This is a genomic window from Mycolicibacterium sediminis, assembly GCF_010731735.1.
Lineage (GTDB): Bacteria > Actinomycetota > Actinomycetes > Mycobacteriales > Mycobacteriaceae > Mycobacterium > Mycobacterium sediminis.
The window spans coordinates 4,766,129-4,786,284 of record NZ_AP022588.1; the positions used below are offsets into that span (position 1 = coordinate 4,766,129).

Sequence of the window (20,156 nt, forward strand, 5' to 3'; positions counted from 1 at the left end):
GCGCGGGCGATGCCACGTCGATTGCGCATCCGTGACCGTCAGGTCAAGTGTGGCTCACGTCCGCTCCCACCTGGGGGTGCGGACCGGTTTGCACGGCCGCCGCGCGCCGGAAACGGCGGGGAAACAATCGGATCGACGCGCGGATCCCGCTAGGACATGTCGGCGTAGCGGCTCCGAATGAGGCTGAACACGCCGTAGGCGGCGATGCCGACCGCGGCGAGCACCAGCAGGATCCGGCCGAACGGCGCGGCCCCGAGGGTCTTGACCGCGGCGTCGATGCCCGACGCCTTGGCGGGGTCGGAGGTGACCGTCGCGACGATCACCAGGATTCCGGCGCCCGCGAGAACCAGTCCCTTGGCGACGTAGCCGATGATGCCGGCCGGCGTGACGACCGACCCACGGGAGCGGGTGAGTTCCTTCTCGAAGCGCTTGGTGGCGCCCTTGTAGACGTGGTAGCCGCCGACGCCGATCAGGACCAGCGCGACGACGATGAGGACGGCCTTGCCCCACGCCGACTGCATCAGCTGGGCGCTCATGCCGGCGTTCTGCTGCCCACTGGACTGGCCGCCGCCCATGGCGAACCGTGCGGCGGATACCGCCAGCGCGATGTTGACCACCCCGACCGCCACGGCCTTCACCTTGTCCTTGGCGTCCTTCTCGACGACCGCCTCGGCGAGGTGCCACAGCCCGAGCGCCGCGAGACCCGCCGCCGCCAGCCACAGCATGATCGCGCCGCCGGTCTGGCTGCCGAGCTGTGCCAGCGCACCGGACTGGTCGGCGTTGCCCGCGTCGCCGAACGCGAGCCGGAGCACGATCCACGCCAGCAGCAGGTGAAGGACGCCGCTCGCCGCGAAGCCGGCCCGCGCCGCCCGTTCGAACCACTCGTTGTCCGCGGCGTTGCGCACCGCACCCTTGGTGTCGACCATGGCCGGGGGTTACCCCGCCATGATCAACGGTCAAACCCGAGTATTGACGTCAATGTAGAAGCGGCTACTCGGCGGGCTTCACCGCGAGCACGGGCTTGGGGCTCTCGAGCAGCACCTGCTGGGACACGCTGCCGAGGAGCAGCTTGCCGACCGGGTTGCGGTCCTTGATGCCGATCACCAGCAGCTCGGCGTCGTGGCGGTCCATCGCCTTCAGCAGCTCGGTGGCCGCGTCGACCCCGACGGGCTGCTGGACCTCGAACTCCACGTCCGCCTCGCCGAGCACGGTCCGCACGTCGGCGAGCTGGTCGGGGGACGCGAACGTCGAGTCGGTGTAGGAGTCCCCCGCCGTCGAGTTGATCACCAGGACGCTGGTGTTCCGTAGCCGCGCCTCGGCGACGCCGTGCTCGAGCGCTGCGCGTCCGAACCTGTCTGCGGTGTAGCCGATCACGATCACGCCTGGGCCTTCTCTCTCTGGTCCTTGTCGTCCTCGACGACGAGCAGCGTCTCCTCGTCGCGGTGCAGCAGCTTGAGCACCAGCGGGATGAGCAGCAGCACCGCCATCGCGATGTAGGTACCGATCGCCACCGGCTCGGTGAACAGCCCACTCCACTCGCCGCCGCCGAGCTGCAGGCTCTGTCGCAGCTGGCGCTCGATCCTCGGCCCGAGGATGACGCCGATGATCAACGGCAGCACCGGGAGTCCGAAGCGCCGCATCATGAGGCCCAGCAGACCGAAGATCAGCAGCAGCGCGAGATCGAGCGGCTGGAGGTTGACCGCGAAGGCACCCAGCGTCGCGAAGAACAGGATGCCGGCGTAGAGGTACGGCCGCGGGGTGCGCAGCAGCTTGGCCCACAGCGGCGCCAGCGGGAGGTTGAGCACGAGGAGCAGGAAGTTGCCGATGAACAGGCTCGCGATGAGCGTCCAGATCAGCAGCGGTTCCTTCTCGAACAGCGTCGGCCCCGGCTGGATCCCGTACGACACGAACGCGGTGAGCATGACCGCGGCCGTCGCGTTGGTGGGCAGACCGAGCGACAGCATCGGCACCAGCGTGCCGGCCGCCGACGCGTTGTTGGCCGCCTCCGGACCGGCGACGCCCTCGATGGCACCCTTGCCGAACTCCTCGGGATGCTTGCTGAGCTTCTTCTCGGTGATGTAGCTCAGGAAGGTCGGCAGCTCGGCGCCACCGGCGGGCAGCGCGCCGAAGGGGAACCCGAACGCGGTGCCGCGCAGCCACGGCTTCCACGACCGCTTGAAGTCGTCCTTGCCCATCCACGGCCGTCCCACCGGGATGATGTCCGCCGGCCGTCGACGCAGGTGCGCCGAGACCCAGAGCGCCTCGCCGAGGGCGAAGATCGCGACCGCGATGACGACGATGTCGATGCCGTCGGACAGCTGCGGGATGCCGAACGTGGCACGCGGCTGGCCGGTCAGGAAGTCGATGCCGACGATGCCGATCGCGAGACCGAGCACCAGCGAGATCGCCCCGCGCAGCTTCGAGCTGCCGAGTACCGCGGTGACGGCGACGAGCGCGAACAGCATGATCGCCAGGTACGACGGCGCGCCCAGGGTGACCGCGAACCGGGAGATGACGGGCGCGAACGCCGCGAGCAACGCGGTACCGATGGCGCCGGCCACGAACGACCCGATGGCCGCCGTGGCGAGCGCCTGCGCGGCTCTGCCCGCCTTGGCCATCTTGTTGCCCTCGATCGCCGTGATCACCGAGGACGACTCCCCCGGCGTGTTCAACAGGATCGAGGTCGTCGAGCCGCCGTACATGCCGCCGTAGAAGATGCCCGCGAACATGATGAACGCCGCACTGGGGCTGACGTTGTAGGTGATGGGCAGCAGCAGTGCCACCGTCATGGCCGGGCCGATGCCGGGCAGCACGCCCACCGCGGTGCCCAGCAGCACGCCGATGCAGGCGTACAGCAGGTTCATCGGCGTGGCGGCCTCGGCGAAGCCCTGCATGAGCCAGTCGAAGTTGTTCATCTAGAGAATTCCGTCCAAGATGCCTGCGGGCAGCGGGATTCCGAGCCCTGAGTAGAACGCGTAGAAGCTGGCCAGCGCCAGGATCACGCCGATCCCGATGTTGCGCACGTAGTGCTTGCTGCCGAGAATCGTTGCGGCAGCGCCGAAGAACAGCGCGCTCGTGATGACCCAGCCCAGCGGGTTCACCAGCAGGATCATCCCGACGAAGCACGCGACCAGCATGCCGACGGTCTTCCAGTCGCTCGGCATGTCGGGATCGATGTCCTCGCCGGCGTCGGCCTCGCCGCGGGATCCGCGCGGAATCGCGACGGCCAGGATGACCGCCAGCAGGAGCGCGGCGATGCCGATGACCATCGGGAAGAACTTCGGTCCGACGGGGTCGACCTTCGCGAACCCCTCCGGCAGCGTCATGGCGTTCCACACCAGGAAGGCACCCACGATGGCGAGCACCGCGACGACCAGGTACTGCGCGTAGTCCACCCGCTTCTCGGGTGCCTGCTCGGGCGCGCTCACAGCAGACCCAGTTCGGTCAGCGTCGAGGACACCCGCTCGTCCTGATCGGTCAGGAACTGATCGAACTCCTCGCCGGTGGCGAACGCGTCGCTCCAGCCGTTCTTCACCAGGGCTTCCTTCCATTCGTCGGTCGCGTGCATCTCCTCGAGCACCTTCACGAGTGCCGCCCGGGACTCGCCCGAGATGCCCGGAGGCGCAAGCACTCCGCGCCAGTTGGTGAAAACCAGGTTGATTCCGGCCTCGCGCAGCGTCGGTGCGTCGACGCCCTCGACCCGCTCCTCGCCGGACACCGCGAGCACGCGCACCGACCCGGCCTCGATCTGGTCGACGTACTCGCCGAGACCGGAGGTGCCCGCCGCGATCTTCCCGCCCAGCAGCGCGGTCAGTAGGTCGCCGCCGCCGTCGTAGGCGATGTAGTTGACCTTGCGCGGGTCGATGCCCGCAGCCCGGGCCGTCTCCATCGGGAACAGGTGGTCCGGCCCGCCCGGCGACGAACCGCCGCCGACCGTCACCTTGGCGGGATCGGCCTTCCACGCGGTGACCAGATCCTGCACGGTGCGGAAGGGCGAGTCGGCGGGAACCAGGATCCCCTCCTGCTCCTCCACCATCCGGGCCAGCGGCGTGGCGTCCGACGCCCGCGCATTCGATCCGTTGGTGTACGTCGCGCCGACGACGCCGAGGCCCATCATCATCATGAGGTCGCCGTTGCCGCGCTCGTTCATGAGGCGCGCCATCGCGACCGTGCCGCCGGCGCCGATGACGTTGAAGACCTCGATGCGGCCGGTGATGTCCTTGTCCTCCATGATCTTCACCGCCGTGCGGGCCGTCAGGTCGTAGCCGCCGCCCGGGCTGTTGGGGACCATCATCCGGAGGCGGTGCATGCTCGATGGGTCGTCACCACGCGTCACCCCACATCCGGTCACCGCCATGGCGAGCAGCAGCACGGCCGCCAGCCATCTCGTACCTCGTCGAACAGTCGGCACAGTCGTCCCCTTCACTGGATGTGATGCTCAGCCATACTGGACCCCCGTCGTGACCCAGGTCACCGTTTCGGAAGCAAAGGAAGTTGTGGTCATTGAGTAAGTCGCACCGGTGAGCTGGTTGGCCCCGCGCACGCTCACGGCTCGCAGCCTCGCCGGCCAGTTCCTGGTGTTCCAGGTGCTCGTCGTGGCGGTCGTCCTCGGTGCCGTCGCCGCGGTCTCGGTGGCGCAGTCCACCCAGGAGTTCCGGGAGGTGCGTGGTCAGCGGATGATCGCCGTCGCGGAGAACCTGGCGTCGACCCCGATCGTCCGCGAGCGGTACGCCGACCCGGTCGCCTCGATGGTGCTGGCGCCCGACGTGGACCGGGCCGTGGCGCTGTCGGGGGCGCGGCTGGTGGAGATCTCCGGTCCTGACGGCGTGGTCCGCGCGTCGTCCGACCCGGCGCGGGTGGGTCGGCAGGTCGACTTCGGGCCCAGCCTGGTCGTCCGGGGCCGAGCCTGGGCGGGTGACGTCGACGTGGCACAGGACGGCACGGGCGTGCACTCGCTGATCGGTCAGGTGCCCATCCTGTCGATCGACGGCGCAGTGCTCGCGGTGGTGTCGGTCAGCGAGCCGTACCCGTCGACGTGGCAGCTGCTCGGCGGCGCGGGCGAACGCCTGCTGGTGTACCTGGGCCTCGGCGCGGCGCTCGGGGTGCTGACGTCGTGGCTGCTGTCGCGGCGCATCAAGCGCCACACCCGGGGGTTGGAGGTCGCCGAGATCGCGGGCCTGGCCGACCACCGGGAGGCGTTGCTGCACAGCATCCGCGAGGGCGTGGTGGCCGTCAACACCGACGGCGTCATCACCCTGCTCAACGACAGCGCCCAGGAACTCCTCGGCCTCGAGGCCGACGCCGTGGGCAGGCACCTCGACGCCGTCGACCTCGACCCCGCCGTCAGCGCGTTCCTGCTGTCCGGCGACGAAGGTCGCGACGTCGTGATAACCACCAGCACAAGGGTTCTCGCGCTCAACCGGCGGGCGGCCAGTACCCGCGGCAAACGCATCGGTACCGTCACCACCATGCGAGACAGCACCGAGTTGGCCTCCATGCAGGGCCAGCTGTCGTCGCACAAGAGCGTCACCGACACGCTGCGCGCGCAGACCCACGAATTCGCCAACCAGCTGCACACCATCTCGGGGCTCGTCCAGCTCGGCGAGTACGACGCCGTCCGCAGCCTGGTGGGCACGCTCACCCGCCGCCGCGCCGAGATCAGCGACGCCGTCACCCGGCACGTGTCCGACCCCGCGGTGGCGGCGCTGCTGATCGCCAAGACCTCGCTGGCCGCCGAGAGCGGCGTGGCACTGGAGATCGACGAGGACAGCCACCTTGCGGCGCTCGATCCAGCCTTGGCCACCGACGTCATCACCGTCCTGGGGAACCTGATCGACAACGCGGTGGACGTCTCGGAGGGCTCCGGACGCGCCGTCGTGCGCGTGGCGGTGAACGACGGTGACGGGCTGACCATCTCGGTCGCCGACTCGGGACCCGGCGTGCCCGACGACATGCGCGAGTCGATCTTCGCACGGGGCATCACCTCCAAGCCCGAGGTACCGGGCGGCCGCGGCATCGGGCTCGCACTGGTCCGCCTCGTCAGCACGCAGCTCGGGGGCTCGGTGCGGGTGTCCGACGGTTCGGTGGGTGGCGCCGTGTTCGACGTCCGGCTCCCGAGCCAAGTCTCCACCGGGGCGGCCGCCGATGCGTGACGTCCTGGTCGTCGACGACGACTTCATGGTGGCCGAGATCCACCGCCGGTTCGTCGAACGGGTGCCCGGATTCCGTTCGGTCGGGGTGGCCCGCACCGGCGCCGAGGCCCTCGACCGGGCGGCCACCCTCGCCCCCGACCTGCTGCTGCTCGACGTCCACCTCCCCGACATGACCGGCCTCGAGGTGTTGCAGCGGCTGCGCTCGGGGGGCGACCGCGTCGGCGTCATCATGATCACCGCGGCACGCGAACTCGACACCGTCGCAGGCGCTCTCGACGGCGGGGCCGCCGACTACCTCATGAAGCCGTTCGAGTTCGAGCAGTTCGAGGGCAAGCTGCAGGCGTTCGCCGCGAGGGCCGACGCACTGACCGCCGCCACCGGCGCCGACCAATCGCTGATCGACACGCTGTTCGGCTCGGCGGCGCAGCGCACAGACCAGCTGCCGAAGGGGCTCGGCGTCGAGACCGGCCGCCTGGTGCTCGACGCGTTGCGCACCGCCGGCGAGGTGTCGGCCGCGGAATGCGCGGAGCTGATCGGCATCTCGCGGGTCAGTGCGCGCCGCTACCTGGAGCACTACCTCGGCGCGGGGGCGGTCGAGCTGCGCCTGCAGTACGGCGCGGGCCGGCCCGAGCGGCGGTATCGCGCCGTCCGGTGAAGCGGCTCGCTCGTCGACCGGTTCTGTCACGATCTCCTGATGCGCTACTCCCGACGCGTGCTCGCCGCGCTCTGCACCGTCGCACTGGTGGCGTCCTGTCACTCCGTCGCCGACGAGTCCACCGCGCCCGCCACCGACTCCAGGGCCGACGCCGTAATGCGCATCGTCGGGGAGGTGATGAAGGACTCTCACCTGCGCGCCGTGCTCGTCCGCGTCACCGAGGACGGCCGTGACGTCGTCACGCGCGCCGCCGGGGAGTCGATGACCGGCGTGCCCGCCACCCCGGCGATGCACTTTCGCAACGGGGCCGTCGCCATCTCCTACGTCGCCACCCTGCTGCTGCGGCTCGCCGAGCAGGGCACGGTCGGTCTCGACGACAGGCTGTCGACCTGGTTGCCCGACGTCCCGAACTCCGACCGGGTGACACTGCGTCAACTCGGCCAGATGACCTCGGGCTACGCCGATTACGTGATCGGCAACCCCGCGTTCGACGACGCCTCCTACGCCGATCCGTTCCGGCAGTGGGAGCCCGAGGAGCTGCTGGCGTACGCGACGTCGAAACCGCTGCTGTACGAACCGGGCACGAACTGGAACTACGCGCACACCAACTACGTCCTGCTGGGTCTGGCGCTCGAGAAGGCCACCGGCAAGGACATGGCGACGCTGCTGTCGACCCGGGTGCTCGAACCGCTCGGGCTGACCGCGACCGCGAACTCCGTCACGCCCGACGTTCCGTCCCCGGTCCTGCACTCGTTCACCAGCGAGCGCCGCAAGGCCCTCGGCATCCCACCCGGCACTCCCTTCTACGAGGAGTCCACGTTCTGGAACCCGTCGTGGACCATCACCCGCGGTGCCGTCCAGACCACGACCATCTACGACGTGGCCGCGTCGGCGAGTGCCATCGGCGCGGGCACCCTGCTCTCCAGGGAGTCCTACGACCTGATGGTCTCCACCGACCTGCGCGGCAAGACCCGGGGGCAACCCGGCTGCGCGACCTGCGCCCCCATGACCGACGGCTACACCTACGGGATGGGCATCGTCACCTCGGGCGACTGGCTGCTGCAGAACCCCATGTTCGCCGGGGCGGCCGGTGTCATGGCGTACCTGCCCGCGCGCAAGCTCGCCATCGCGATCGCCGTCACCTTCGCACCCGAGGCGTTCGACGCCGACGGGAACTACTCGAACGCCGCCCAGGCCCTGTTCCGCAGGCTGGGCGCCGAACTGGCACCCGAGCACGCACCGCCCGTGCCACCGAAGTGACGCCGATGCGCGAGAATGACTGACCGTGGCACCCACGGTCCTCTTCCTCCGCAATGAACACATCGCCACCGAGGCGATGCTCGGCGACGCCTTCGTCGACTCGGGTTACGAGGTGGCGACGTTCGACGTCGTCCCGCCCGGCGCCGACGCCGCGGCCGTCGACGTCGTGTTCCCCGATCCGCGTGACTACGACGTCGTGGTGCCACTGGGCGCCAGTTGGCCGGTGTACGGCGGGATGAGCTGGGTCGAGGCGGAGATGCAGATGATGCGCGACGCCGCCGCCGCGGGCGTGGCGACGCTGGGGGTCTGCTTCGGCGGTCAACTGCTCGCGCAGGCGTTCGGCGGGTCGGTCGCGCGCGCCGAGGTGCCCGAGATCGGCTGGTACGAGATCGACACCGACGACGCCGACCTGGTGCCCGGCGGCCGGTGGTTCCAGTGGCACTTCGACACGTGGCGGCTGCCGCCGGGCGCGACGGAACTGGCGCGCACGGCCAACGCGTCCCAGGCGTTCCTGCTCGGCCGGACGCTGGCGCTGCAGTTCCACCCCGAACTCGACGCCGACCTGCTCGAGACGTGGCTCGCCGCGGGGGCCGACGAGGTCGCCGCCGCCGGGCTCAGCGTGGACCAGTTGCGTTCGGCCACATCCGAATCCGCGACGGATGCGGGTGCGCGGCTACGTCACCTGGTGGCCGAGTTCACCCGGCGGGTGGTCGCTCAGCCGTGTCCCAGCTGATGTGACAGTGCGCCGCGGACGTCGGGATGGCGGAAGCGGTGCTCGACCGACGCCAGCTTGGCCGCCACCACCCGCTGGCTCGCCTCGGCGAGTTCGCGCGCGCCCTGCGCACCGAGGAGGAGCCGCGGCCCGAAGCCCGGGACCGGCACGATCGCCGGCCGGTGCATGACGCTGGCGAGCACCTTCGTGTACTCGTCGTTGCGCACCGGGTTGGGTGCCACCGCGTTCACCGGACCGCTCAGCCGGTCGTCGTAGAGCGCGCGGTAGTACACGTCGAGCAGGTCGTCGATGCCGATCCACGACAGCCACTGCTTCCCGGATCCGAGACGCCCGCCGAGGCCGGCGGCGAACAGCGGACGCAGCAGTTTCAGGGTGCCGCCGTCGGCGGCCTGGACGATGCCGGTGCGGACCGGCACGACGCGCACCCCCGCGTCGACGGCGGGCGCCAGTGCCGCCTCCCAGTCGGAGACCACGTCGGCGAGGAAGCCGTCGCCGCGCGAGGCGTCCTCGGTCAACTGGACGTCACCGCGGTCGTACCCGTAGTAGCCGATCGCGGACGCGCTGACGAACACCCGCGGACCACCGTCACGTGCTGCGAGTTCGGCGAGCTTGCGTGTCGGCTCGATCCGGCTGTCCCGCACCGCCCGTCGGTGCGCGTCGTTGAACCGTCCCGAGATGGACTCCCCCGCCAGGTGCACGACGGCGTCGACACCCGCGAGGAGGTCCGGCGCCGGGTCGAGCGGGTTCCACCGGCGCTCGCCCGACGAGGCAGGCTCGTGCCGGACCAGACGGATGATCCGGTGCCCGCCGGTGCTCAGCATGGCGGTCAGGGCCGTGCCGACGAGCCCGGAGGCACCGGTCACGGCGATCGTCAGTGAGCCGGCACCCGCCTGGGCCGCGTCCCGGTGTGCGGCGAGGTCGTCGGCGAGCTGCCGGTGCCGGTAGACGAACGTCGACCGCAGGCCCGCGCCTGGCACCGTGGTGTCGACCCGGTCGTGCACGCGGGTGGTCCCCGCCGTCGGGCCCTCGGCGAAGTCGTGGGTGTGGCGCCACCATCCGATCGCCCGCGGCGGCAGGGAGCGCAGCCCGGACGAGGAGAGCGCGTCGACGAAGCGGTACGGCGGGTCGTAGGCCGTCGAATCGTGCTGGGCGATCCACCGCAGTCCGCCGGGCAGCCCCAGGATGGCCTGACCGTCGGCCAGCGAATCGGTCTCGGCGACGACCTTCATCGGCTGCCACGGCGGGACCAGCCGCCGCATGGCGCCGGCCCGGGTGTGCCAGGCGAAGACCTCGTCCAGCGGATGGTCGACGACGCTCTCGTATTCGATGCCCACAGTTGGAGTATTCGGAGCCGAGGGCGAGTCGGATCGGCCTAGGTGGTGGTGCTCGGCCGGTCGTCGTCGGCGCGGTCATCGGACACCGTCACGGCACTGGTCTCGGCGTCCGAGGGCTCGGACGCCTCCGACGCGTCGTGTTCGGTGTAGGTGGGCAATTGCGTCGTCGCGTCGTCCGGGTAGTCCTCGGCGGGTTCGGCGAGGACCTCGGTCTGATCGGCCGGACCATCGGCCGAATCGGAGTCGTCGTCGCGGGACCGCTCCCGCAGCGCGTCGACGATCAGCAGGACGACGCCGATCACGCTGGCGCCGATGCACACCCAGGCGATCAACTCGTTGCTCGTGACGACGGCGGTGACGAGGGCCGCGAGGCCCACGACGGCAAGGACGAGCGCAACGATGAGCACGGATCAGCCGATCGGTTAGTTGTTGCCCCGGTTGAACTGATTGAACTGGGTGCCGTCGGTATTGGCGGTCGAGTCCACCGGTGCCGCCGAGCCACGCTGACCGAGTTCCTCGAGCTGAGACTCGAGGTAGGTCTTGAGGCGCGTGCGGTACTCACGCTCGAAGGTCCGCAGCTGCTCGAGCCGGCCTTCGAGGACGGTGCGCTGCTGGTTGATGGTCCCCATGATCTCGGAGTGCTTGCGCTCGGCGTCCGCCTGCAGGGCGTCGGCCTTCTCCTGTGCCTGACGCAGCTGCGTCTCGGAGCGCGTCTGCGCGTCCAGGAGCAGGGCGTCGGCGCGCTGCTTGGCCTCGGTGACCGTGGTGTCCGCGGTCTGACGGGCCTCGCTGACCATGAGGTCGGCTTGCGCACGTGCGTCGGAGAGCAGCTTGTCCGACTCCGCCTGCGCGGAACTGGTCAAACGATCCGCGGTGTCCTGCGCCAGGGTGAGGACGCGAGCCGCACGCATGGCCGATTCCTCGCTCTGCGCCGCTGCCGGGGCCTGCGCCGCGACGGGCGGGGCCTCGTAGACGGGCTGCGGGGGCGCGACCGGCTCGGGCTCGGGCTCGGGCTGCTGGTAGAGCGGGATCGACTGGGCGGGCTGGCCGCCGTTGCCGTTGCCGCTACCCGAACGAGCGGACGCGACCTCGGAATCCAGCTCGCTGACGCGCTGGCGGAGGTCGGCGTTCTCCTCGATGAGTCGGGTCAGCTCGTTCTCGACGAGGTCGAGGAATGCATCTACCTCGTCCTCGTTGTAGCCGCGCTTGCCGATGGGTGGCTTGCTGAATGCGACGTTGTGAACGTCAGCAGGAGTGAGCGGCATCGTCTGCCCCCTTGGAGTCTGGACCGTCAACGGGTCTCAAAGTGTAAAGCCATGGTGGAAGTAACTGGCGCCCATCCTGTCACAGTGGACTCTGCGGTTGCACCAGAGGCTGCAATTAAGAGCGATCTTCAAAGTTCGATCGCCTTCGACCCGGACGGTCAGGCCGCCGCTCCGAAGGCCAGTTGCATCCCGACGAAGGCCAGTAGCAGCAGCACCATGATCGACAGGTCGAACCGCACCGCACCTATCGTGAGCTGCGGAATCAGGCGCCGGAGCAGCTTCACCGGCGGGTCGGTCAACGACAGGATCACCTCGAGCACCACGACGGTGAAGCCCTTGGGACGCCAGTCCCGGCTGAATGATCGGATGAACTCCACGACGACCCTGGCAATCAGAAGAAGCCAGAATACGAACAGCGCGAAGCCCAGGATCTCGAAGAACAACGCCAACTCCGGCGACCTCACTCCAGGCAGATGTGTGACAGTGCGCGTACGCGGGGCACGAGCACCGCGACGGGATTCGACTCCGAGCCTACCCGCCGCGGCCGTGGTGGCCCCGGACCACCGACACCCCTACTGGTGTGAGTAGAAGCCCGCCTCGGCGATCCGCCTGCGCTCCTCGGCGCTGACGTCGACGTCGGCCGGCGACAGCAGGAAGACCTTGGTGGCGACCTTGTCGAACGACCCGCGAAGCGCGAACGCCAGGCCGGCGGCGAAGTCGACCAGACGCTTGGCGTCCGCGTTGTCCATCGACACCAGGTCCATGATCACGGGCGTGCCGTCGCGGAAGCGCTCGCCGATGGTGCGCGCTTCGCTGTAGTCCTTCGGGCGCAGGGTCGTGATCTTCGCCAGCGGGCTACCCGCCTCGAACAGCTCGGCCATCCGGCGCGGCTCCATCGCGGCGGACCCCCGGGTCGCTCCGCGCAGGGTGTTGAATCGGGGCTGGGCGAACTCGCTGCGCACGCCGCCGCGCATCCCGGCGCGGTAGCCGGGCTCCTCCATGTAGCCGGCGCCGCGGTAACCGGCGGGCACGGGATCCATCTCGCGACCGAACTCACGCTCGAATTCCCTTGCGCCACTGCGCTCGTCGTACCCGCGGGGCTCGCGGCCGTAGGCGTCGTCCTCGAAGCGCTCCTCGCGTGCCCGGCGCGGGTAGGCGGCGCGGGCCGTGCGGTCGTCGTCCTCGTAGTACTCGTCGTCGTAGTCGTCCATGGGTGCCATACCGAAGTAGGCCTTGACCTTATGCAACGTGCTCATCTGGAGGACCCTTCGCGGAGACTGTGGTTTGTGTTGTCTGTGATGAAGTTGTGACTGGTGTGACTGGTGTAGGTGACGTTAGCGGCCACCACGGTGCGATGGCGGTACCGACACGCGCACGCGCGCAGCGATGTTGAAAGGACGTCTCGAGGTCGCCGATGGACCGAGCCGTCACCAGATGACGTCGTATTACCCGGTCGGACTCGCCCGTCAAACGTCCGGCGGTCCACGACGGGGGTCATTCCATCCACACCAGTGAGGCGAGCCGCCCGGTGGGCGATCCCCGCCGGTGGCTGAACAGGTTCGGGTCCTCGACGGTGCACCGCGGATCGACGTCGACCGCGCGGATGCCCAATCCCCCGAGCTGCCTTGCCAATCCGGCGCGGATGTCCAACGCCGCGGTTCCGCGTGCCGTCCTGGCCCGGCTGCCGGGTAGCGCGTCCTCGACCTCGGCGGCCATCTGGTCGGGCACCTCGTAGTTGGGGCCGCTGACGGCCGGCCCCAGCAGCACGGAGATGTCCTGGACGCGCGCGCCGAGTTCCACCATCGCCTCGACCGTGTTGACCACCACCCCGTGCTGGGCGCCGACCCGACCGGCGTGCGCGGCTCCGACGACGCCCGCCCTCGCGTCGGCCAGTAGGACGGGGACGCAGTCGGCACTGAGTACGGCCAGCGCCAGCCTCGGTTCCGCGGTCACCAGCGCGTCGACGTCGTCGACCGTCGCGCCGGGGCCGTCGATCACCGCCACCCGCGCCGAGTGCACCTGGTTCATCCACCGGACGCGGTCGGGACCGAGACCCAGCGCCGTCGCGAGCCTGCTGCGGTTGGCCGCGACGGCGGCGGGATCGTCACCGACGTGATCGCCGAGGTTGAAGGTGTCGTACGGCGCCGCCGACACCCCACCCGTGCGGGTGGTGGTGACCCGGCGGACGCGAACGCTCACGCTACGGAACCGTCGGACGTGGGTCAGTGCCGCATGAAGGGCGGCACGTCGACGTCGTCGTCGTCGTCCCCGCCGCCACCGATGCTGACCGTCGCGCCGTTGGTGTGCAGGGACACGTCGGCCGGATCGGCGGGCTCGCCGAACGGCGAGCCGATCTTGCCCGCACGTCCCGGGGCGATGCCCTGCCCCGTCGTACCCACCACCGGCTTGCGGCTCGGTCCGGCGGCATCGAAGCCGGCCGCAATGACCGTGACGCGCACCTCGTCGCCGAGCGAGTCGTCGATGACCGTGCCGAAGATGATGTTGGCGTCCTGGTGCGCGGAGTCCTGGACCAGCGACGCCGCCTCGTTGATCTCGAAGAGGCCGAGGTCGCTGCCGCCGGCGACGGACAGCAGGACGCCCTGGGCACCCTCCATGGACTGCTCGAGCAGCGGCGAGTTGATCGCGATCTCGGCGGCCTTGAGCGCACGCCCGTCGCCACGGGCCGAGCCGATGCCCATCAGCGCGGTGCCGGCACCGCTCATGACGCCCTTGACGTCGGCGAAGTCGACGTTGATGAGGCCGGGCGTCGTGATGAGGTCGGTGATGCCCTGCACGCCGTTGAGGAGCACCTCGTCGGCACTGCGGAAGGCATCCATCAGCGAGACCGCCGCATCGCCCATCTGCAACAGGCGGTCGTTGGGGATCACGATCAGCGTGTCGCAGCTCTCGCGCAGCGCCGTGATGCCCGTCTCGGCCTGATTGGACCGGCGCTTGCCCTCGAACGAGAACGGCCGGGTGACGACGCCGACCGTGAGCGCACCGAGCTTGCGCGCGATGGTCGCGACGACGGGTGCGCCACCGGTTCCGGTGCCACCACCCTCGCCTGCGGTCACGAACACCATGTCGGCGCCGCGGAGCAGCTCCTCGATGTCGTCCTTGGCGTCCTCGGCGGCCTTGCGTCCGACCTCGGGATCGGCGCCCGCGCCAAGGCCCCGGGTGGAGTCGCGGCCGACGTCGAGCTTCACGTCGGCATCGCTCATCAACAACGCCTGGGCGTCGGTGTTGATGGCGATGAACTCGACGCCCTTGAGGCCCTGTTCGATCATTCGGTTGACGGCATTCACGCCGCCGCCACCGATGCCGACCACCTTGATGACGGCGAGATAGTTGTGCGGGGGCGTCATCGTCGCCTTCCTCCCTGTTGCCTGAATGGGGTGCCGGACTCCCGGAGCAAAACTCTCAACCTCAACCACAGGCTTAGAGTTATGTCAAGTAGTTCCGTGCAAACAGAACGGTAGGGCGAGTGCGGGAGGTATCCGCGCAGGCGCGCCGTGGCGTGTCGGTTTTTCGCCGGAGGCGACGATGTCCCAGCGCCGGACGGCGACGCCAGACATGCCGCACACCGGTCACTTGACGGTCGGCAGATCCGGACTCGACACGTCGTAGGTCCGACCCGGCTGAGTGAGCAGTGCGCCGAGTTTGAGGGCCTTCTCCTCGGTCCGGTCGGTGGTCCCCCAGATGACCTCGCGGCCGTCGAACAGCGTCAGCGTGATCGACGCGACCGACGGCGCAGCGATGCGGCTCACCTGCCCGAACACCTCCGGGCGCAGGGACAGCAGCACCTCCAGCGCGGCCTTCGTCGGCGCGTCGGTGGGTCCGGGATTGTCCGCGTCCAGGTACGGCAGTCCCGGTGGCGGCGGGGCGGTGTCGAAGTCGACGCCGTCGCGGTCGAAGAGGTGCGGACCGTCCGGATAGTCCTTGACCACCACGGGAATCCGCTCGACCACGGTGATCCGCAGCGTCGACGGATATTCGCGCTGCACGCGTGCGCTGGCCACCTTGCGGATGGTGGCCACCCGTTCCGCCACGGCATCGGTGTCGACCTGCAGCAGCGGCGTCCCCGTCTGGACCGCGGCCGCGGCCTCGATCTCCGCGGGCGTGACGGTGACGAGCCCGTCGATCACGGTCGACCTGGCGGCCATGATCGGCGTGAAGTAGAGCAGCAGGCCCGCACCGACCACGACGACGCTGATCAGGGCCGACCACAGCAGGGCCTTGAGGCCGCGGATCAGCCCGCGCGCGGGGGCCTTCGCCTCCTGGGCCGGCGCGCCAACCACCTTGCGCTTCGCCTCCCTGCGGGCGTCCTCGATCGCCGTCGCCCTGGCCTGGGCCGCGCGGCGTTCCTCGCGCTCGCGGCGTGCCCGCCTGCGCGGCCCCTCGAAGTCCTCGTCCTCGGCGTCCTCGGGAGCGTCCGCCTCTTTGGCAGCGTCGACGTCCACCGGTTCGTCCTCGGCAGTCGCGGTCTCCTGGGCCGACTCCTCGGTGGGGTCGTCGGTCATCGCCGCAACGCCTGGTCGATGGCCGTCAGGATCTCCTGCCCGAGCATCGTCACGTCACCTGCGCCCATCGTGACGACGACGTCGCCCGGGCGGGCCACCTCCGCGACCCGTGCCGCGACCGTCGAGAAGTCCGGGACGTAGTGACAGCGCGTCGTCGTGTGCTCGGCGATGGACGCACCGCTGATCCCGGGCAGCGGCTGCTCGCGCGCGGCGTACACGTCGAGGACGAAGGCGACGTCGGCGAGGTCGAGCGCCGCGCCGAATTCCCGTGCGAAGGCCTGGGTGCGGGAGTAGAGGTGCGGCTGGAACACCACGATCGAGCGGGCGTCCCCGGCGACCGCCCGCACTGCCTCGAGCGTCGCGCGGACCTCGGTCGGGTGGTGGGCGTAGTCGTCGAACACGCGCACCCCGCCTGCCGTGCCCACCGCCTCGAACCGGCGACGGACGCCCTCGAAGCCCGCCAGTCCGTCGAGCACCGCGCCTGCGTCGGCGCCGGCCTCGCGAGCGGCCAGCAGTGCGGCGAGCGCGTTCAGGGCCATGTGCCTGCCGGGTACCGCGAGCCGCATCCCACGGGCCGCGCGCTCCCCCGCCAGCCGTACGGTGGCGACGCCGCCGGTGCCCTGCTGGGTCCACTCCTGCAGGGAGCCCGCGAGTTCGGGGTCGTCGCCGCTGCCGTAGGCGAGCACCCGCACGCCGCGGGCGCGCGAGCGCTCGGCGAGCCGCGCGGAACCCGGATCGTCGACGCAGACGACCAGGGCACCGCCGGGCCGCAACCGGGCGACGAAGGAGTCGAACACCTCCTCGTAGGCCTCGACCGTGCCGAAGAAGTCGAGGTGGTCGGCCTCGACGTTCGTCACGACCGCGACGTCGGGCGTGTACTCGAGCAGGGACCCGTCGCTCTCGTCGGCCTCGGCGACGAAGACGTCACCGCTGCCGTGATGGGCGTTGGTGCCCGCCTCGCCGAGGTCGCCGCCGACGGCGAACGAGGGATCGAACCCACTGTGCTGCAGGGCGACGATCACCATCGACGTCGTCGTGGTCTTGCCGTGCGTCCCCGTCACCATCACGGTGCGGTAGCCGTCCATCAACCGCGCGAGCACCGTCGGGCGCATGATCACCGGGAGTCCGCGCCGATGAGCCTCGACCAGTTCGGGATTCGTCTTCGGTATCGCGGCGTGCGTGCTGACGACGGCCGTCGGGCCGCCCTCGAGCATGTCCAGCGACGACGGGTCGTGCCCGACCCGCACCAGCGCACCCCGGGCCCGCAGCGCGGCCAGGCCACGCGACTCCTTCGCGTCCGAGCCCGACACCTGACCTCCGCGGTCCAGCAGGATGCGGGCGATCCCGGACATCCCGGCACCGCCGATGCCGACCATGTGGACCCGCCGGAGCACCTCGGGCAGCTCGCGCCCGCTCATCGGCGCATCCTCCGCGGCTCGGCGGCGACCGCGAGCGCCACCTCGGCGACCCGATGAGCCGCGTCGCGGTGCCCGGCCAGCGCCGCGGCCGACGTCATCGCACCCAGCCGGCGCTCGTCGGACAGCACGCCCGAAACGGTATCGGCGACGAACGACGGCACGAGGTCGGCGTCGTCGACCAGCATCCCGCCGCCTGCGCCCACCACGGGTAGGGCGTTGAGCCGCTGCTCGCCGTTGCCGATGGGCAGCGGGACGTAGATGGCGGGCAGGCCGACCGCGGTGACCTCCGCGACCGTCATCGCCCCGGACCGGCAGATCGCCAGGTCGGCCGCGGCGTACGCCAGGTCCATGCGGTCGAGGTACGGGACCGCGACGTACGGCGGGTCGCCCGGACGCGGCTCGGCGAGGTCGAGCACGTTCTTCGGGCCGTGCGCGTGGAGTACGGAGATGCCCGCGGCGACGAGGGCGCCCGCCGCGCCCGACACCGCGCGGTTGATCGACTGCGCGCCCTGCGACCCGCCGAAGACCAGCAGAACGCGGGCGTCCTCGGCGAAGCCGAAGTGGGCGCGCGCCTCAGCACGCAACGCGGCGCGGTCCAGCAGCGTGATGCTCTGGCGGACCGGGACGCCGACGACCTCGACGGGGCCCAGCCCGGGATCCGGGACGGCGGCCAGCACCCGGCGCGCGGACCTCGCGCCGACCCGGTTCGCCCAGCCCGCCCGGGCGTTGGCCTCGTGCACGACGACGGGGATCACCCGGCGTCCCCGGACCCTGCCGCGGGCCGCGAGGTAGGCCGGCAGCGCCACGTAGCCGCCGAAGCCGATCACCACGTCGGCGTCCACCGCGTCCAGGACGGCGCGGGTCTGCCGGACCGCCTCGCGGACCCGCACGGGCAGACGCGCCAAATCGCCGCTGGGCTTGCGCGGCAGCGGCACCGGCGTGATCAGTTCGAGGGAGTAGCCCCGCTCGGGGACGAGCCTGGTCTCCAACCCTCGGTAGGTGCCCAGGGCGGTGATCCTGATGTTCGGGTCGATCGCGACGAGCGCGTCGGCGACGGCCATGGCGGGCTCGATGTGCCCCGCGGTGCCACCACCGGCGAGTACGACGGAGGTGCCTCGGTCGCTCCCGGGGATGGCGCGGTCATTCACCCGTAGGGTCGGCCTTCCAGTGAGCGGGCCGGACGGCCCTGTTGAGTTCGACGGGCTCCATGATGCACCGCGCCGCTCACCCTACGGTCGCCCGGCTGGGTGATCTGCCTCCGGTCCTCGCGGGCGGCCACGTCGCGGACCCTGCGCTCCGCCCGGGCGGTGGCCCTCTGCTCTGTCCGGTCGTCGACCTTCTTGCGCGACTTGGTGGCCTTGGCCCGCGCCTTCTGCCCAGCCTTCTGCTCGGCCTTGGTGGCGACCCTGGCCGGGGCCATCGACCTGACCCGCGCCGGGGGCTTGGCGGGGAGCCGCTTGGCCGGTGCGGACTTGCCGCCCGACGACGCGGACCTGGCCCGCAGCCGGTCCTTGACCGCCTCGACGCGCGAGGGGACGTAGGGCTCGGGCAGCGGCAACCGCAGCAGCCGATTCATCCGGTCGTCGCGTCCGGCGCGCAGGGCGGCCACCGCCTCGGGTTCGTGTCGTGCGGCGTTGGCGATGATCCCGATCATGAGCAGCGTCGTGGCCGTCGAGGTGCCGCCGGCGGAGATGAGCGGCAGCTGCAGACCGGTCACCGGCAGCAGCCCGACGACGTAGCCGATGTTGATGAACGCCTGACCGAGCACCCAGAGCGTCGTCGTGGCGGTGAGCAGACGCAGGAACGGGTCCGCCGAGCGGCGGGCGATGCGCATGCCGGTGTAGGCGAACAGGCCGAATAGCAGCAGCAGTCCGGCTGCGCCGACGAAGCCGAGTTCCTCGCCGATGATCGCGAAGATGAAGTCGTTGTGCGCGTTGGGCAGGTAGTTCCACTTGGCCGTGCCCTGCCCGAGGCCGTCGCCGAAGACGCCGCCGTTGGCCAGCGCGAAACGGGCCTGCTTCGCCTGGTAGCCCGAGCCCTGGGCGTCGGCGGCGGGATCCAGCCAGGACTGCACGCGCGCCGAGCGGTAGCCGGCCGAGACCGCGAGGAAGGCCCCCAGCGAGGCCGCGGACACCATGCCGATGACGAAGACCTTCAGCGGCAGGCCCGCGTACCAGAGCAGGCCGAGCAGGATGATGACGAGCGACACCGTCTGCCCGAGGTCGGGCTGCACCACGATCAACGTCAGCGCCACCACCGCGGCTGGTAGCAGCGGGACCAGCATCTCCCGCAGCGACGCCTTCTCCATGCGACGTGTCGCCAACAGGTGGGCACCCCAGATGGCGAACGCGATCTTCGCCAACTCCGAGGGCTGCATCGAGAGACCGGCCACCACGAACCACCCGCGCGAGCCGTTCGAGAGCGTGCCGATGCCGGGGATCAGCACCAGCACCAGCAGGACGATGGTGACGAGGAACCCCGGGAAGGCCAGGCGCCGCATCATCGCGATCGGCATCCGCAGCGCGACGTAAAACGCCAGCAGTCCGACACCCGTCCACAGCACCTGCTTGGCGAAGATCGCCCAGGGCGTGCCGTCCTCGTCGTAGGAGTGCACCCCCGATGCGGACAGCACCATGATGAGTCCGAGCGTGACGAGCAGGGCCGCCACCGCGATGATCAGGTGGAACGACGTCATCGGCCGTTCGAGCCAGGCCCCGAACTTGGTCCGGGGGCCGACCGGCGGACGCGCCACTGCGGCGTCGGCGTCCGTGCCGCGTGGGCGACGGAGGCGCGAGAGCAGCGAGGTCACGCGACCACCC

20 protein-coding genes are annotated in these 20,156 nt (G+C 70.5%); 4 read left to right on the plus strand and 16 right to left on the minus strand.

The genetic code is table 11. The features are described from left to right. Positions 1-149: 149 nt before the first annotated feature. From G6N64_RS22820 to G6N64_RS22840, 5 genes are all read right to left on the minus strand, one after another. On the minus strand, positions 150-926 hold the full coding sequence (locus G6N64_RS22820) for a DUF1206 domain-containing protein (RefSeq protein WP_163800037.1): 777 nt from the start codon (positions 924-926) through the stop codon (positions 150-152). A 64-nt stretch (positions 927-990) separates the two neighbouring features. After that, positions 991-1,380: a universal stress protein gene (locus G6N64_RS22825; RefSeq protein ID WP_163800038.1), complete on the minus strand. Its 390-nt coding sequence runs from the start codon at positions 1,378-1,380 to the stop codon at positions 991-993. Next, positions 1,377-2,915: a tripartite tricarboxylate transporter permease gene (locus G6N64_RS22830; protein WP_163800040.1), complete on the minus strand. Its 1,539-nt coding sequence runs from the start codon at positions 2,913-2,915 to the stop codon at positions 1,377-1,379. The genes G6N64_RS22825 and G6N64_RS22830 overlap by 4 nt, the downstream gene beginning before the upstream one ends. Beyond that, the gene (locus G6N64_RS22835) at positions 2,916-3,428 is read right to left on the minus strand and encodes a tripartite tricarboxylate transporter TctB family protein (protein WP_163800042.1); all 513 of its coding nucleotides are present in this window, start codon (positions 3,426-3,428) and stop codon (positions 2,916-2,918) included. Beyond that, entirely contained in the window at positions 3,425-4,357 is a 933-nt protein-coding gene (locus tag G6N64_RS22840; RefSeq protein ID WP_163802046.1) for a Bug family tripartite tricarboxylate transporter substrate binding protein, read from the minus strand. The genes G6N64_RS22835 and G6N64_RS22840 overlap by 4 nt, the downstream gene beginning before the upstream one ends. A 163-nt stretch (positions 4,358-4,520) precedes the next feature. On the opposite strand from G6N64_RS22840, the gene G6N64_RS22845 reads away from it, so the two are divergent. The 4 genes from G6N64_RS22845 to G6N64_RS22860 are packed head-to-tail and all read left to right on the plus strand — an operon-like array spanning position 4,521 to position 8,800. Continuing rightward, the gene (locus G6N64_RS22845) at positions 4,521-6,152 is read left to right on the plus strand and encodes a sensor histidine kinase (protein ID WP_246230770.1); all 1,632 of its coding nucleotides are present in this window, start codon (positions 4,521-4,523) and stop codon (positions 6,150-6,152) included. Beyond that, positions 6,145-6,807, plus strand: coding sequence for a response regulator (locus tag G6N64_RS22850; RefSeq protein ID WP_163800044.1), 663 nt, complete (start codon positions 6,145-6,147; stop codon positions 6,805-6,807). The genes G6N64_RS22845 and G6N64_RS22850 overlap by 8 nt, the downstream gene beginning before the upstream one ends. Before the next feature lie 39 nt (positions 6,808-6,846). After that, on the plus strand, positions 6,847-8,067 hold the full coding sequence (locus G6N64_RS22855; RefSeq protein ID WP_163800045.1) for a serine hydrolase domain-containing protein: 1,221 nt from the start codon (positions 6,847-6,849) through the stop codon (positions 8,065-8,067). 25 nt (positions 8,068-8,092) lie between these two features. Then, positions 8,093-8,800 carry a type 1 glutamine amidotransferase gene (locus tag G6N64_RS22860; protein ID WP_163800047.1) on the plus strand — a complete coding sequence of 236 codons (708 nt, stop codon included), beginning with the start codon at positions 8,093-8,095 and terminating at the stop codon, positions 8,798-8,800. Here G6N64_RS22860 and G6N64_RS22865 read toward each other — a convergent pair. The 11 genes from G6N64_RS22865 to ftsW form a co-directional block, all read right to left on the minus strand. Then, a complete protein-coding gene (locus G6N64_RS22865) occupies positions 8,782-10,134 on the minus strand; it encodes a TIGR01777 family oxidoreductase (RefSeq protein WP_163800049.1) in 1,353 nt (450 codons plus the stop codon). The two genes, G6N64_RS22860 and G6N64_RS22865, sit on opposite strands and share 19 nt — an antisense overlap. 38 nt (positions 10,135-10,172) lie before the next feature. Continuing rightward, entirely contained in the window at positions 10,173-10,541 is a 369-nt protein-coding gene (locus G6N64_RS22870; protein ID WP_163800051.1) for a DUF308 domain-containing protein, read from the minus strand. A 15-nt stretch (positions 10,542-10,556) separates the two neighbouring features. Continuing rightward, a complete protein-coding gene (gene wag31 / locus G6N64_RS22875; RefSeq protein ID WP_163800053.1) occupies positions 10,557-11,399 on the minus strand; it encodes a DivIVA-like cell division protein Wag31 in 843 nt (280 codons plus the stop codon). Between the two features lie 158 nt (positions 11,400-11,557). Then, entirely contained in the window at positions 11,558-11,848 is a 291-nt protein-coding gene (locus G6N64_RS22880) for a YggT family protein (RefSeq protein ID WP_163800056.1), read from the minus strand. 123 nt (positions 11,849-11,971) lie between these two features. Next, complete coding sequence (locus tag G6N64_RS22885; protein ID WP_163800058.1) at positions 11,972-12,655, minus strand: cell division protein SepF; 684 nt, start codon at positions 12,653-12,655, stop codon at positions 11,972-11,974. Positions 12,656-12,893: 238 nt separating this feature from the next. After that, complete coding sequence (gene pgeF / locus G6N64_RS22890; protein ID WP_163800060.1) at positions 12,894-13,598, minus strand: peptidoglycan editing factor PgeF; 705 nt, start codon at positions 13,596-13,598, stop codon at positions 12,894-12,896. Positions 13,599-13,621: 23 nt separating this feature from the next. Continuing rightward, on the minus strand, positions 13,622-14,764 hold the full coding sequence (gene ftsZ / locus G6N64_RS22895) for a cell division protein FtsZ (RefSeq protein ID WP_163800062.1): 1,143 nt from the start codon (positions 14,762-14,764) through the stop codon (positions 13,622-13,624). A 222-nt stretch (positions 14,765-14,986) separates the two neighbouring features. Then, the gene (locus tag G6N64_RS22900) at positions 14,987-15,919 is read right to left on the minus strand and encodes a cell division protein FtsQ/DivIB (protein WP_163800065.1); all 933 of its coding nucleotides are present in this window, start codon (positions 15,917-15,919) and stop codon (positions 14,987-14,989) included. After that, entirely contained in the window at positions 15,916-17,337 is a 1,422-nt protein-coding gene (gene murC, locus G6N64_RS22905) for a UDP-N-acetylmuramate--L-alanine ligase (protein ID WP_163800068.1), read from the minus strand. The genes G6N64_RS22900 and murC overlap by 4 nt, the downstream gene beginning before the upstream one ends. Then, positions 17,334-18,485 (minus strand): undecaprenyldiphospho-muramoylpentapeptide beta-N-acetylglucosaminyltransferase, encoded by a 1,152-nt coding sequence (murG, locus tag G6N64_RS22910; RefSeq protein ID WP_163800070.1) that lies wholly within the window; start codon positions 18,483-18,485, stop codon positions 17,334-17,336. Before murG ends, murC begins: the two co-directional genes overlap by 4 nt. After that, on the minus strand, positions 18,482-20,146 hold the full coding sequence (gene ftsW, locus G6N64_RS22915; protein ID WP_409370775.1) for a putative lipid II flippase FtsW: 1,665 nt from the start codon (positions 20,144-20,146) through the stop codon (positions 18,482-18,484). The genes murG and ftsW overlap by 4 nt, the downstream gene beginning before the upstream one ends. Positions 20,147-20,156 lie beyond the last annotated feature (10 nt).